We start from the raw sequence: 13917 nt of genomic DNA on the forward strand, positions 1-13917 counted from the left end.
TTTTCAGGAAGCAGGATGGACGCGTGACGCCGGCGCGCGGCGCGGGCGGCGTGCCAAACCAGGCTGGATGCCAAGCTGGATACGCGGCTGGATAACAGGCTACACAACGCAGGCTGTACGACTGACTCGAAACCCGGATGGGCTGGTCACTATGCTAGCGGTTGCGAGGTCGGTGCAGAAGCGGGTTTCGGCGCGGTTTGGTACGGGAATGATGCTATTTCCTGTGGCCGGCGCGCGCGGGCTTTCACCTTGTGCGACCCGCGTTTCCGGCCTCTAAGCCGGAGTTTTCGGCAGACGGCTTCACGCCCGAATGGCAACCGACCTGTCCACCTTCAGAGCACTTGCCCGCCAGGCGCGACCGCGCGCGCCGGTGTCGCGACGCTATCGAGATGGAGGCGCTGCCAGGCCCGCGGACTGATGCCCGTCAAGCGCTTGAACCATCGCCCCAGATGGGACTGGTCCACAAAGCCGCATGCGAGCGCAATGGCCGGCAACGCAAGGCCGCCTTGCCGCAGCAGGTCCTTTGCGAGCGCGACCTTGTTTTTGAGCGCCCACCGATGCGGCGGCAAGCCTGTCGACTGCTTGAACTCCCGCGCAAAGTGACTAGGCGAGAGCCCGCACGCTTCGCCGAGCGCCGCGAGCGTGACGCTGTCGTGATCGCGCACCGACAGCATGGTCTTGGCAAGCTGTAGATGCGCAGGGGACAGGCCGCCGCGAACGCGTCGCAGGGCGCCTGTCGGGTGCGTGTGGCCGCAGTCGTCGAGCACGTAGGCACGAACGGTGCGCGTAGCGAGGTCGAAGAAGAGCGCAGACGCGGCGTTCTGTCCTCTGTCGTCGGGTCCGTCGCCGCCGGCACTCACCTGGACCGCACGCACCTGAACCGTGACGAACGATGGCGCGACGAAGACCGCAGCGGATCGCCCCATCATGACGCAGCCCTCTTCTTTCTCGCCAACAACCGAAGGTCTGCCGACGGCATGTCGGCAAGCAGCCGGTCCAGCGCGGCGGTCAGGTGTTCCACGGGCGCGACGCCGCGCACCACGACCGGTGGCCGTGTTCGTGCCTCGTCGCTGGTGTGCGAAAGCATCACGAACGGCAGTCCGGTTACGCCGAGGCGGCCCGCCCTGGCTTCGTCGTCCTCGATCGCCGTCTTGAAGCGCTGCGCGGCGAGCGATGCAGCCAGCGCCGCGCGATCGACACCACATTCGGCGGCAATATCGAGCAGCACGTCCGCACGGCCGATATCGCGGCCATGCTCGAAATAGGCCTTGAACAGCGCACGATGCACGGCGTTGAAGCGTCCCACCGTGCGACTGAAGAAAGCCGTTTCGAACGCAAGACGGCTGCGCGGCGCAACGGGCGGCAACTGAACTTTCACGTTACGTTCGGCCGCGAGCGGATAAACCGCATTGAGCCAGATGTTGGTGATGTACTCGCCGTCGGGTTCGATCAGCGCAATGGGCTCGGGGCGCAGTTCGAACGCGTGCCATTCGAGCACGAACGGCACGCGCGACTCTTCGATGAACCGGTCGAGCACACTCATCTGCAAATAACAGAAAGGGCACACATAGTCTGCCCAGCAATCAATGCGGACGGTCGGCATCGGAATCATGGAAAGCCTCTCGGCGTTTTCCGAGAGTGGAAGTGTGCGTCGACGTGGCGTTTGTGCCGACCATAATACCCGTGTGCTTATCTTGTGTTGCGCACGCCCGGTCGCTTCTGGTACGCAAATGCTATTTCTTTCGCGCTGCCCTGCCGGCGTCGGCCCGTTTCCTGCTGATGAATCCGCGGCGCCGCACGCGGGTTGCGCACAGATGCCGGGCGCGAGCCTTCTATGACTGCGTCCCCGCATACGCCGCCTTCAGCGCCGCGACGTCGAACTTCGTCATCTGCATCATGGTTGCGGCGACCCGCCCCGCCTTGACCGGATCCGGATCCGCGATCATCGCGATAAGGTCGTCCGGAACGATCTGCCACGATACGCCGAAGCGGTCCCTCAGCCAGCCGCAGCCGTCGGCCGTGCCGCCGTCCATAAGCGCGCCCCAGTAGCGGTCCAGCTCCGCTTGATCGCCGCAACTGATCATCAACGATATCGCGTGATTGAAAGCCTCGCGCCGTTCGTGGCTCATGGCGATGAAGGGCTGCCCGAAGAGAACGAACTCGACCACCTTGGTGGACGCGGTGCCCTGCACCGACGTGACGCGATTCACGCGCGAGTCCGGAAAAATACCCGCGTAGAAAGCGGCGGCCTCTTCGGCTTCGGATGAGTACCAGAGAAACGGCGTGATCTTTTGAATCGACATCGCATGTCTCCTTTCAATGTTGGCCTCTCGCGAACACAGGCGCATGCCGCCACCGGGCCCGGGAAGTACGCCTAACCCACCTCGACGCGATTACGGCCCAATTGCTTGGCGCGGTAGAGTGCCCGGTCCGCGCGTTTCATCAGCGCATCGACGTCGCGCTCGCCTGCTTCGCGCGTGACGACGCCGATGCTCACGGTAAACGGAATCGCCTCGAGACGCCACGCATGCTCGAAATCGTGCTGCTCGATACGCAGACGCAGTTGTTCCGCCACCTTATGCGCGACGTTCGCATCCGCGCCCGGCAGCGCCGCGACGAATTCCTCGCCGCCCCAGCGCGCGAATACATTGGAATCCTGCATCACCGAAAGCCCCACTTTCGCGAGCACGCGCAGGACCTCGTCGCCGGCATCGTGACCATAGCTGTCGTTGATCTTCTTGAAGAAGTCGATGTCGAGAATGAACGCTGACAGAACGTCGTCGGCGCCGAGCGCCTTATCGACGAAATCCAGAAACTCGCGGCGGTTCGGCAGGCCCGTCAATGCATCGGTACCCGCCTGCTTCTTCAGTTGTTCCATGAGTTGGGCACGATCCGTGATGTCGCGCACGACTGCCGTGAACTCGGTTACGCCGTTCACATCGATCTTGGAGATCGCGATTTCGACCGGAATGACGGAGCCATTCCGATGCCGTCCGTACACACTGTTGCTGCCGTCCATGCGCGGGGGCGTGACCTGCCGCTCGCTCATCTGCACGGTGTTCGCAAACTGCCGTACGCGTTGCGAGTGGCCCGCGCGAAACCTTTCGGGCAACAGCATTTCGATGGGTTGCCCGAGCACCTCGGCCGCCGTATAGCCGAACAGGTTCTCTGCCGCGCGATTGAAGAGCGTGATGCTGTGCTGCTGGTCGATCGCGACAATCGCGTCGTAAGCCGAATCGACTACTGCCCGGTAACGCGAAGCGCTGGCCTCCATTTCGCGTGCGAGCGGCGAGGTCGGCGCGGCCCTCACGCCCGTGACGAGTATTTCGCGCGCCGCTGCGCCGCCATGAGAATGTGCAAATGGTTTGAACGAGAGGCGCCAACGCAGGGCGCCGTCGTGGACGTCGTGAAACTCGCACGCCTGCTTTTGCGGCGCTGCGTCGGACCTCAGGCAGGTTTCCAGCGTCTCGCGCAACGCTTGCCACTTGCCGTCGGTACTCAGCGAATCGAATGGCACAGGAAATGTCTGCGTGTCCGGCAGCGCTGCGCCAATCATCTGCAAGAAAGGGTCATTGCATGCCGTGACAACAAGCTCGCCGCGCTCGTCCCGCCCGACGATGGCAACGCTGACCGCCACGCCGTCCTCGAACTCATGAGGGGTGTTGGGGCAATTGGACATAGTCGTACCTTGCTGGAGCGTTACACCGTTTCGATCCAGGTATGGTACGAGAAATTGTTGCCCGCGAGTCTTACGGGATTTTCGGGAGGAGGTTATGCCGCCGCTGCGCTCGCAGGCTGTCTGAAAGGTTTGGGGAAATGCCGCCCACCGCGCCCGCAATTACAGTTGCGTCTCGATGGCCGTCTTGTCGATCACCGACCATACCTGCGCGATCTTCCCGTCACGGAACGTATAAAACACGTTCTCTGCGAAAGAGATGCGCCTGCCGTCGATGGGTAACCCGAGGAAACGATGCCGGGGTCTGCAGTCGAACGCCAGACGACTCGCGACGACAGGCGGCTGCGTCACCAGGAGTTCGACGACAAAACGAAGGTCCGGGATCTCATGCACATCCCGTTCCAGCATGTCGCGATAGCCGGACAAGCCGATGCGCCGACCGTTGTGAATGACGTCGTCGGCCACGAACCGGCCAAGCGATGCCCAATCCCGACGATTCAGGCAATCGAGGTAATCGCGATAGATATCGCTCAGGTTCGGTTCGCTCACCATGACCTCCCGTCGCCTCGCAGTGCAGATCAATCGCCATCGTAGACCAGAATCCGGCCGCTACGCTTGCTTCGAGCGTCTACGCACGATCGACACGAAATACCGCGATGGCGGCGTCCAACTGCCCCGCCTGCTCTTCCAGCGACCGCGCCGCCGCTGACGCCTCTTCAACAAGCGCCGCGTTCTGCTGGGTGGCCCGGTCCATTTGCGCCACCGCCTGATTGACCTGTTCGATACCCTTCGACTGCTCGTGCGACGCCGCCGCAATCTCGCCCATCAGGTCGCTCACGCTTCGAACCGAAGCCAGAATCTCCGTCATCGTTTCCGTTGCGCGATGGACCTGCCTCGCGCCGGTTTCCACGCGATCGAGCGAATCCGTAATCAGGTCCTTGATCTCTCTCGAGGCGGCCGCGCTGCGTTGAGCCAGCGAGCGCACTTCGCTCGCCACCACCGCAAACCCGCGTCCCTGTTCGCCTGCGCGTGCCGCTTCCACCGCGGCGTTCAGCGACAGGATGTTGGTCTGAAACGCGATGCCTTCTATCACGCCGATGATTTCGGACATCTTGCCGGACGACTCGGACAGGCCGCGCATCGTTTGCACCGCTTCGAGCGTCGCCTCGTTGCCCCGCTCCGTCAGCAAGGCCGTACTGCATACCACCTGATTGGCCTGCTTCGCGTTGTCCGCGTTCTGGCGAACCGTCGAAGTGAGTTCCTCCATTGACGCAGCGGTTTCTTCCAGCGACGCGGCTTGATCTTCAGTCCGTCGCGACAGATCCACGTTGCCGGCCGAGATCTCATGCGTGGCGGTGCCGATGGACCGTACACCGTTGCGCACCACGCCGATCGTTTGAACGAGCTTCGCCTGCATCGCCTGCAGGCCGCTCATCAACTGCCCCATCTCGTCGCGTGAATGGACCTCCACGTGCGTCGTCAGATCGCCGTTCGCAATCGCGCTGAAATGACCGAGTGCCTGCGCAAGCGGCGTGCTGATCGACCTCTGCAGCGACCACCATGCGAGCGCCGCCGCGGCGAGCGCGATCAGAATGCCTGCAACGGCGACTTCGACGAACCCGTGAAAGCGCGCCTGCGCGGCATCAAACGTGGCTCGCGCCGCATTCACCTGGATGCGATCGAGCGCATCCATGCTGTCTGACACATCGATGAAGAGCGACGGCGGCATCTGGCGCCAGACGTCGACGATCTTCGCGGGATCGCCCGTGGCAATCGCGCTGAACATCGGCTCAAGGCCGTTCTCGACGAGAGCATCGAACTTCGTGTTCGCATCGGCCGCGCGCTGCGCTTCGTCAGCGCTGGAAGGCGGCAGCGCGCGATACACGTCCCACGCTTTCTTCGATGCCGCGAGCAGATCGCGGGACATCTGCGTTTGCTGGGCCACGTCCGGCCCCGTGGGATCGAGCGCAATGCGATACAGCCAGAGACGGGTTCTCGAAAGCGCTACGTTGGCCTGCCCCAGCGCCTCCGAAGAGGCGAGCCGGCTGGAATACAGATCGCTCATATCGTTGTTGCTCATGGACACACCGACAACACCCATGAGGCCACCGACAACGAGCAATGCACCGAGAAAACTCATTGCCAGCGCGAGACGTACGCGAATACTTATGTTCTTGATCATGATGACGGAGGCGTTGAGCAGGAGGACGAAGAAGTTGAGCGCGCCAAAGCTCTGGGTAGGCATGCGCGGCTCGTTGCCTCACTAACGGCCAAAAATTCCAGGCATTTATGCGGGATCAGGAAGAGACCTATCCGGACGAAGGACTTGATCAGCCATCCTGAATTCAGGGCGATGCCTGCGACACGTCGGAGATCTGTCCCAAGAAATGGTGGAACAAGACGGACACGGCACGCAGAGAACGAAAGTCCGGCGCCTTGTCTCTTGTCGGTCCACCCACGGTGCCGGTCGGACGAATGGCCCGCCGATAAAGTGCGCAACCTCTACATTCACTGCCGTAGTGGCGCACGGGCTGTGTCGATGACCGGCAGGATTGTCGACATGTCGAGTCCGAGCACACCGGAGGCCAGTTTCACGCGCTTCGCCGCCTCATTCGCTTCGGCACGGCCCACGAGTCAGTTTCAGAAAGGAGGATATGACGGGCCCCTTCAGCGGTCCGCCCCGTTCGCTCCAACCGGGAATGAGTTCATTGAGGCGCGTAGGCCCATGATCGCGCCCGCGAGGATAAACAATGCGCCGATAAATCGCCTGGCCATACAGATACGTCTGTTTCGACAAGTGGCACTGAGTCGCACCGCTCACCCCCACCGCGCACCGGCTTTGTACACATTGATCTTCACATCACTAACCGTATGGGCTGTATTCGTATAGGGCAACATTGCCAGAACACTGCCAAAACGATAATGCGCACCAAAACCAAAGTGGTCGTTCTGGTGGGAATGCCACGCAATATGGCATAGTCCCATACTTGAACATGGATAAGGAGGTCTAATGGCCACGCTCGAAAGCATCCAGGCACGAATCGCGCAATTGCAGGCACAAGCACAGGAACTGGTTGCAAAGCAATCTACGGTCGTTCTCGACAAAATCCGTGAACTCATGACGAAGCACGGCATAACCACTGCCGAGATCGAGGCACATGTCGGCAAGCGGCGCGGTCACAAGCCTGGAAAACAGGCAACGAAACAGGCAAACATTTCGAAGCACGCCGCAGGCGCGCCGAAGTACCGCGACCCCAAAACCGGTGCAACGTGGACCGGTCACGGGCGGGCACCGGCCTGGATTGCCGCTGCGAAAGACCGCAACAAATTCTTGATTTCAGGCACTCCCACAGGGGCGGCGCCTACGACGAAGAAAGTAGCGAAAGCCGGAAACTATGTACGCGGCCCCCAGCCCGCGATGTATCAAGACCCGAAGACCGGAGCCACCTGGAGCGGACGTGGTCGTGCGCCGGCGTGGATGGCGAACGCCAGGGACCGCACGAAGTTTTTGATCGAAAAGGTCGAAGCGCCCGCGACCCCGCGAAAAGCGAAAGCCGAAAAGGCCACGCCCGCCAGCAGAACGGTAACGAAGAAGACGGCAGCGAAGAAAGCACCGGCCAGGAAGGTTGCTACGAGGAAGGCGACAGCGCCGGCGCGCAAAACGGCTTCGAAGAAGAGCGCGAGCGCTAAATCACCGGTCGTTCGAAAAGCTCGCGTGGCAAGAACCGTGAAGTCTGCCAAGTCCATTGACGCTGCAGTGCCACAAGCCGCGCCCGACACTGCAACCGGAACACCGGCCTGAGTTGTCGGCCAGCCGAACTCTGGATGTCGTGGTTGCAGATCTCTCAGCAGTCACCGTCCTGATAGAAAGGACTTGCGCCGCCGCCACGATTGAACCGTGCCGAAGTCTTATCGTGCTGACCAATTGGCACGTGGGTCTTGCGCGCGTTCAGTCAGTGAGCGGCATGGTGGTATCTCCCGATCGAGATGACAGAGATCCAGGTTGATACCACCCAAAACACCGCCCATTGCCAACGCACACACATCCACCAACCCGCAACGTGTCGAAACAGAAAAGGCCGGAAGGCCTTGTGCCGCAGCGAGTCCGTGGACTTGTGCGGAACTTGTCGGAAGATATTCTGGTGCCGGGGACCGGACTCGAACCGGCAAGCCGTTAAGCGGCGGATTTTCTTCACACCACGCCTTTCGACGCCGTCGGCGAAAAGCTTCGCGCTTTCCGCCAACGTTCGTGCGCTGGACTATGCCTTCGCCATCGCTCGCGCGCCGTCGCCCGCAAGGGCTGACCGGCGCACGGCCTTAGGCGCCCCCCGTCTAGTCTCTACACCTTCCACACCTCGCGTTGTTGCTACGCGGGCGGGCTTGGCTCGGCGTTGCCTCGGCGGCGCACACGCGATGTTGCATGCGATGTGCGTACGTTCGCGCCAGGGGGTTCGCCGAATTTGAGGGGTTCTACACCGGCCGTTTCCGGCCGGGCACTCAATTTTTTAAGTCCGCTATGTTTACCAATTTCATCACCCCGGCAGGGCGGACGCGATTCTACCATTGGCTCGAACGACGGCCCAAAACCGTCATCGCGCCGTCACACACGCTGCTGATAATGCGCTCGTCGAAAACGTTTACATCCATCGGCGAACAGCATGAACCCCACCATCAAGGACGTCGCCGCGCACGCGGGCTTTTCCATCGCTACCGTCTCGCGCGCCATCAACGCGCCGCACACGGTGAACCCCGTCACGCTCGAAAAGGTGCGCGAGGCGATTGCGGCGCTCAACTTCCGGCCCAGCCCGCTCGGGCGCCAGTTGCGCGGCGAGCGCACGCGGCTCGTGGGCGTCGTGCTGCCCACGCTCGCGAACCCGGTATTCGCCGAATGCCTGCAAGGCATCGACGAACTGGCCTCTGCACAAGGCTACCGGCTCATGCTCATGACCACGCAATACGACGCGGACCGCGAGCGTCACGCCATCGAGACCCTGCGCGCGCAGCGCGTAGACGGCCTCATCCTCACAGTAGCCGACGCGGACACGCACCCGCTGCTCGACGAACTCGACCGCAACGGTCCGCGCTACGTGCTCATGCATAACGACACGGTGCGCCGGCCCTCGGTCTCGGTGGACAACCGTCTCGCCGCGTACGACGGCGTGCGCATGCTGATCGCGCACGGGCACCGCCGCATCCTGATGTTGGCCGGCACGCTCGCGGCTTCGGACCGCGCACGGCTGCGCTACACGGGCTACGCGCAAGCCATGGAGCAAGCGGGACTCACGCCGACGCCCGCGCTAGAAATCGATTTCAACGCCGATGAACTCGCGCCCTCGGTGCTCGCGCATCTGACGAGCCCGGCCAACGGCGCGGCGCGCCCCACTGCCCTCTTCTGCAGCAACGACCTGCTCGCGATGGTGGTGATGCGCGGCCTGCGCCGCGCGCGTTTCGAGGTGCCGGACGATATGTCGATTCTGGGCTTCGACGGCCTCGCAATGGGCGAACTGCTCTCGCCGCCGCTCGCGAGCATCTGCACGCCGAACCGCGAGATTGGCTGCGCCGCATGGCAGCGCCTGATTGCGCGCCTCGACGACACCTATACCGACGCGTCGCTCACGCTGACGCTGCCGCACACCTTGCGCGAAGGCGCGACGATCGCGGCCATTGCAAGCAGCGACGCCGAACCGCGCAAACGGCCTGCGCAAGCGCTGAACTGACGGCATTCGGCGCGGCGCGCACGACGCTGGATGCGCCGCCGACGATGGCGCTGCCCACGCGACAGAGCGCACCGCGAAACATCACGCAACGCACCGCGCGACACGTCGCCGAACCGGCGCGCCGCTCACGGAGCATGCGTACTGCGAAGCCCGCGAGCAAGCGCGCAACAACTTCGACGTATCCCTAAACAATCGATTAATCGCTTCACCCTCGTCCTCTCGCACCACGTTTCGAAGGAGACCCGCAGTGACCCGTCGTTTCGCTTCCGCTCATCCGCTTGGCCGCGCCGCCCGAAAAGGCGCGGCCCTGCTCTTCGCCGCCGCGGCCACGTTCGCCTCGGCCTTCGCGCTCGTCGCGCCGCAAGCGGCGCATGCCGAAGAAACCGCGATCTGCTACAACTGCCCGCCCGAGTGGGCCGACTGGGCCAGCCAGATCAAGGCCATTCAGGAAAAGACCGGCATTCGCGTGCCGTTCGACAACAAGAACTCCGGCCAGGCCATCGCGCAATTGATGGCCGAGCAGAAGAGCCCCGTCGCGGACGTGGTCTATCTCGGCGTCTCCTCGGCTTTCCAGGCGAAGGACAAGGGCGTGATCCAGCCGTACCGTCCCGCGCATTGGGACGACATTCCCACCGGCCTCAAAGACCCGCAGGGCTACTGGTTCGCCATCCACTCGGGCACGCTCGGCTTCTTCGTCAACAAGGACGCACTGGAAGGCAAGCCCGTGCCGCGCTCGTGGGCCGACCTGCTCAAGCCTGAATACAAAGGCATGATCGGCTACCTCGATCCGTCGAGCGCGTTCGTGGGCTACGCAGGCGCGGTGGCCGTGAACCAGGCGTTGGGCGGCACGCTCGACAACTTCGAGCCCGGCCTCGACTGGTTCCGCAAGCTCAAGGCCAATGCGCCCATCGTGCCGAAGCAGACCGCTTACGCGCGCGTGCTCTCGGGCGAGATTCCGATTCTGCTCGACTACGACTTCGACGCGTATCGCGCGAAATACAAGGACCACGCCAACGTGGAGTTCGTGATTCCGCGCGAAGGCACGATCGCCGTGCCCTATGTGATGAGTCTCGTGAAGGGTGCGCCGCATGAGGCGAACGGCAGGAAGGTGCTGGATTTCGTGCTCTCCGACGAAGGCCAGAAGCTCTGGGCCAACGCGTATCTGCGTCCTGTGCGCGCGAGCGCAATGTCGGCGGAAACGGCCGCGAAGTTCCTGCCCGCAAGCGACTATGCCCGCGCGAAGCCCGTCGACTTCGCGAAGATGGCCGAGAAGCAGCAGAGCTTCGGCGAACGCTATCTGCAGATCATGCATTGATCGCCGCCTGGTCGTGGTCCGGTCGCAACCCGGTCTCGCCCCGGTCTCGACCGGCCTCACAACGGCACGCGCATCACGCGATGCGCGAGACGCTGCGGGGCCGGTCGCTACCCGAAGCCGCCGAAGTCACCCCAGGTCACACCACGTCACATCAAGTTCAACACACGCATTCAACGGCAACCGCATGCACGACATTACGTTCCCGCTACGCTGGCGCATCGCGCTCATTGCCCCCGCGCTCGCGGTGTTCATCGCGTTCTGGCTGCTGCCGATGGTGGCGCTCGTGCAGGTCAGCGCGGACCATCACTTCTTTTCGACGTACGCAGCGCTGCTCACGAACGCGCGCTACATGAAGAGCCTCGCAGCGACGATCGTGCTCTCGGCCGCGGTAACAGCAGCGACGCTCGTACTCTCCGTCATTGCCGGGCTGCTGCTCGCGCGCCGCGAATTCGCAGGCAAGCGCACGCTCGTCGCGCTGCTCACGTTCCCGCTCGCGTTTCCCGGCGTCGTCGTGGGCTTCATGGTGATCATGCTGGCGGGCCGTCAGGGGCTGATCGGCGCACTCGCGCTCAAGCTCACGGGCGAGCGCTGGGTGTTCGCCTATTCGATGGCCGGGCTCTTCGTCGGCTACCTGTATTTCTCGATTCCGCGCGTGATCGTGACCGTGATGGCCTCGGCAACCAAGCTCGACGCTTCGCTCGAAGAAGCCGCGCGATCGCTCGGCGCCTCACCGTGGCAGATCATGCGTGACGTCGTGCTGCCCGCGCTTTCGCCGGGTTTAATCGCAGCAGGCGCTGTGTGCTTCGCGACCGCGATGGGCGCATTCGGCACGGCGTTCACGCTCGCCACCGACATCGACGTACTGCCCATGACTATCTATACCGAGTTCACGCTCAACGCGAACATGGTGACGGCTGCGGGGCTTTCCATCGTGCTCGGCCTCGTCACGTGGGCGGTGCTGGCCTGCGCGCGCAGCGCGACGGGCTCCGCCGTGGCGGCCACCGCATGAGCGCCTCAGAGTTGCCCCAAGGCCTCGCCGCCATGCCGACGAACCCGCTCGCTTCCGCCATGTCCTCCATGCCTTCTTCTCTTTCGACGGCTTCGGCACATTCGCCCGCCAGACCGACCTCGCCAGCCACACCGCCCGCGCCCACGACGCCGCCTTCCACGCGCCGCCGCGCCGCACGCCTGCCGTCGTCGCGCGCGTGGCTCGTCTGCGGACAGTGGGCCGTCACGCTGCTGCTCTGCGCCTTCCTGATCGTGCCCATCGTGATGTCCGTTCTTGCGGGCCTCACCGTGAACTACTTTCAGGGCGTGGCGAGCGGTCTCACGCTGCGCTGGCTCGTCGAGGTGTGGACGCAATATCACGCGTCCGTGTTTCTCTCGCTCGAAGTGGCCGCGGCCACGCTCGCCGTCACGCTCGTCACGGGCGTGCCCGCCGGCTACGCGCTCGCGCGCAGCCGCACGCGGTTCTCGCGCGTGGTCGAGGAACTGCTCGTGCTGCCCATCGCGCTGCCGGGGCTCGCGTCCGCGCTCGCGTTGCTCGTCGTGTATGGCGGCTTCACGATGTTTCGCATGAGCGTGGCTTTCATCGTGGTGGGGCACGTGGTGTTCACGCTGCCGTTCATGGTGCGCGCCGTTGCCGCCGTGTGCGCCGCGTCGGACCTGCGCACGCTCGAAGAAGGCGCGGCGAGCCTTGGCGCCAGCTTCTTCCAGCGCTTCTTCACGATCGTGCTGCCCAACGCGCGGCCGGGCATCGTGGCGGGCGCGCTTGCCGTGCTCACGCTCTCCATCGGCGAATTCAATCTCACGTGGATGCTGCACACGCCAGAGACGAAAACGCTGCCCGTGGGTCTTGCGGACACTTACGCGTCGCTGCGTATCGAGGTGGGCAGCGCCTACACGATTCTCTTTTTCATCATGACCATGCCGCTGCTCGTCGCGATGCAGTGGCTCGGTGTGGACGCAACCGGCATGCGGCACGTGCGCAACGTTCGGACCAGCAAGCGCAACGCAGCCACACCGGGCGACGCCGACGACGACACCGCTGAACCCGCACAAGCCGCACCAGCCGCACCCGTTGCCCAAGGAACCCCGCAATGAAACTGGACTCCATCCCGATCACGCTCACGCGCTGCGCGAAGACCTTTCGCGGCACGCGCGTGCTCGAGCCGCTCGACCTCGCCATCGGCGCAGGCGAAACGCTCGTACTGCTCGGCCCGTCGGGCTGCGGCAAAACCACGACGCTGCGCATGATTGCCGGTCTCGAAACGCCGGACGCGGGCGGCACCGTCGCATTCGGCGACGAGGACGTCACGGCGCTGCCCATCGAAAAGCGCAAGGTGGGCATGGTGTTCCAGAGCTACGCGCTGTTTCCCAACCTCACGGTGCGCGGCAACATCGGCTACGGGCTGCGCATTCAGCGCGTGCCGGCGGCAGCGACGCGCGAACGCGTGGACGAACTGCTCGCGATGATGCGGCTCGAAGCGCACGCCGAGAAGCCCATCAGCCAGCTTTCGGGCGGCCAGCGTCAGCGCGTGGCACTGGCCCGCGCGCTCGCCATGCAGCCGCGCGTGCTGCTGCTCGACGAACCGCTCACCGCGCTCGACGCCCGCCTGCGCGACGCCTTGCGCAGCGAGATGAACGCGCTGCTGCGCCGCCTCGGCATCACGACCGTCTACGTGACGCACGACCAGGCCGAAGCAATGGAACTGGGCGACCGCATCGTCGTGATGAGCGCGGGGCGCATCGAGCAGATCGGCACGCCGCGCGACATCTACTATCGGCCCGCGAACCGCACGGTCGCGCAGTTCGTCGGCACGCTCAACCGCCTTGCCGGCGTATGGCGCGACGGCCAGTTCGCGACGAGCGGCGGCGCCGTGCCGGTGCCCGGCGCACTCGCGGCGCACGTTGCAGGCGGCGGTGCGCCGTCGGCCCAGACAGGCGAGCTGTTCTTCCGGCCCGAAGACGCGTACCTCGCCGACCCGGCCCACGCGCATCTGCGCGGCACCATCGAGCACGCAGCGTTTCTGGGCGAGCGCACGCGCCTCACGGTAGCGGGCGCCGCGCCCGACGCGCTCGTGGTGGACGTGGCCGGCCGCATCGAACTGGCGCGCGGCACGCCGGTCGGTCTTTCGCTGGCGGACCATGCGCTGATCGCGCTCGCCTGAGAACGGCCACCTGCGCGGTTACCTCAAAGCGCTCGCTCG

General features: G+C 64.1%; 12 protein-coding genes. 6 read left to right on the forward strand and 6 right to left on the reverse strand.

What is annotated here, in order from left to right; translation table 11 throughout:
* Nucleotides 1–332: 332 nt before the first annotated feature.
* From PKKP23_RS03465 to PKKP23_RS03490, 6 genes are all read right to left on the reverse strand, one after another.
* Nucleotides 333–929, reverse strand: a complete 597-nt coding sequence (locus PKKP23_RS03465; RefSeq protein ID WP_126875795.1) for a helix-turn-helix domain-containing protein — start codon at nt 927–929, stop codon at nt 333–335.
* A complete protein-coding gene (locus PKKP23_RS03470) occupies nt 926–1612 on the reverse strand; it encodes a DsbA family oxidoreductase (protein ID WP_126875878.1) in 687 nt (228 codons plus the stop codon). Before PKKP23_RS03470 ends, PKKP23_RS03465 begins: the two co-directional genes overlap by 4 nt.
* Nucleotides 1613–1832: 220 nt before the next feature.
* Complete coding sequence (locus PKKP23_RS03475) at nt 1833–2303, reverse strand: VOC family protein (RefSeq protein ID WP_126875879.1); 471 nt, start codon at nt 2301–2303, stop codon at nt 1833–1835.
* Nucleotides 2304–2374: 71 nt separating this feature from the next.
* Entirely contained in the window at nt 2375–3679 is a 1305-nt protein-coding gene (locus PKKP23_RS03480) for a sensor domain-containing diguanylate cyclase (RefSeq protein WP_126875796.1), read from the reverse strand.
* 159 nt (nt 3680–3838) lie between these two features.
* Nucleotides 3839–4228, reverse strand: a complete 390-nt coding sequence (locus tag PKKP23_RS03485; RefSeq protein ID WP_420873181.1) for an ester cyclase — start codon at nt 4226–4228, stop codon at nt 3839–3841.
* A gap of 76 nt (nt 4229–4304) precedes the next feature.
* Nucleotides 4305–5921 (reverse strand): methyl-accepting chemotaxis protein, encoded by a 1617-nt coding sequence (locus tag PKKP23_RS03490; protein WP_126875797.1) that lies wholly within the window; start codon nt 5919–5921, stop codon nt 4305–4307.
* Nucleotides 5922–6686: 765 nt separating this feature from the next.
* On the opposite strand from PKKP23_RS03490, the gene PKKP23_RS03495 reads away from it, so the two are divergent.
* The 6 genes from PKKP23_RS03495 to PKKP23_RS03525 all read left to right on the forward strand — a co-directional run bounded on the left by PKKP23_RS03495 (nt 6687) and on the right by PKKP23_RS03525 (nt 13878).
* Nucleotides 6687–7478, forward strand: a complete 792-nt coding sequence (locus tag PKKP23_RS03495; protein WP_126875798.1) for an H-NS family nucleoid-associated regulatory protein — start codon at nt 6687–6689, stop codon at nt 7476–7478.
* Nucleotides 7479–8334: 856 nt separating this feature from the next.
* Nucleotides 8335–9393 carry a LacI family DNA-binding transcriptional regulator gene (locus PKKP23_RS03505; protein WP_126875800.1) on the forward strand — a complete coding sequence of 353 codons (1059 nt, stop codon included), beginning with the start codon at nt 8335–8337 and terminating at the stop codon, nt 9391–9393.
* Nucleotides 9394–9700: 307 nt separating this feature from the next.
* A complete protein-coding gene (locus tag PKKP23_RS03510) occupies nt 9701–10708 on the forward strand; it encodes an ABC transporter substrate-binding protein (protein ID WP_240658725.1) in 1008 nt (335 codons plus the stop codon).
* A 184-nt stretch (nt 10709–10892) separates the two neighbouring features.
* Nucleotides 10893–11717 (forward strand): ABC transporter permease, encoded by an 825-nt coding sequence (locus tag PKKP23_RS03515; RefSeq protein ID WP_017777900.1) that lies wholly within the window; start codon nt 10893–10895, stop codon nt 11715–11717.
* Between the two features lie 59 nt (nt 11718–11776).
* Nucleotides 11777–12811 (forward strand): ABC transporter permease, encoded by a 1035-nt coding sequence (locus PKKP23_RS03520; protein ID WP_459994361.1) that lies wholly within the window; start codon nt 11777–11779, stop codon nt 12809–12811.
* Nucleotides 12808–13878, forward strand: a complete 1071-nt coding sequence (locus PKKP23_RS03525; protein ID WP_126875803.1) for an ABC transporter ATP-binding protein — start codon at nt 12808–12810, stop codon at nt 13876–13878. Before PKKP23_RS03520 ends, PKKP23_RS03525 begins: the two co-directional genes overlap by 4 nt.
* Nucleotides 13879–13917: the final 39 nt, after the last annotated feature.

This window comes from Paraburkholderia kururiensis JCM 10599 = LMG 19447, assembly GCF_003986935.1.
GTDB classification, from domain to species: domain Bacteria; phylum Pseudomonadota; class Gammaproteobacteria; order Burkholderiales; family Burkholderiaceae; genus Paraburkholderia; species Paraburkholderia kururiensis.

Bases quoted from the DNA above. Each gene is read 5' to 3' on its own strand.
- PKKP23_RS03470 (WP_126875878.1), bottom strand. From the start codon at position 1,612: ATGATTCCGATGCCGACCGTCCGCATTGATTGCTGGGCAGACTATGTG.
- PKKP23_RS03485 (WP_420873181.1), bottom strand. From the start codon at position 4,228: ATGGTGAGCGAACCGAACCTGAGCGATATCTATCGCGATTACCTCGAT.
- PKKP23_RS03475 (WP_126875879.1), bottom strand. From the start codon at position 2,303: ATGTCGATTCAAAAGATCACGCCGTTTCTCTGGTACTCATCCGAAGCC.
- PKKP23_RS03480 (WP_126875796.1), bottom strand. From the start codon at position 3,679: ATGTCCAATTGCCCCAACACCCCTCATGAGTTCGAGGACGGCGTGGCG.
- PKKP23_RS03520 (WP_459994361.1), top strand. From the start codon at position 11,777: ATGTCCTCCATGCCTTCTTCTCTTTCGACGGCTTCGGCACATTCGCCC.
- PKKP23_RS03525 (WP_126875803.1), top strand. From the start codon at position 12,808: ATGAAACTGGACTCCATCCCGATCACGCTCACGCGCTGCGCGAAGACC.
- PKKP23_RS03465 (WP_126875795.1), bottom strand. From the start codon at position 929: ATGATGGGGCGATCCGCTGCGGTCTTCGTCGCGCCATCGTTCGTCACG.
- PKKP23_RS03505 (WP_126875800.1), top strand. From the start codon at position 8,335: ATGAACCCCACCATCAAGGACGTCGCCGCGCACGCGGGCTTTTCCATC.
- PKKP23_RS03495 (WP_126875798.1), top strand. From the start codon at position 6,687: ATGGCCACGCTCGAAAGCATCCAGGCACGAATCGCGCAATTGCAGGCA.
- PKKP23_RS03490 (WP_126875797.1), bottom strand. From the start codon at position 5,921: ATGCCTACCCAGAGCTTTGGCGCGCTCAACTTCTTCGTCCTCCTGCTC.
- PKKP23_RS03515 (WP_017777900.1), top strand. From the start codon at position 10,893: ATGCACGACATTACGTTCCCGCTACGCTGGCGCATCGCGCTCATTGCC.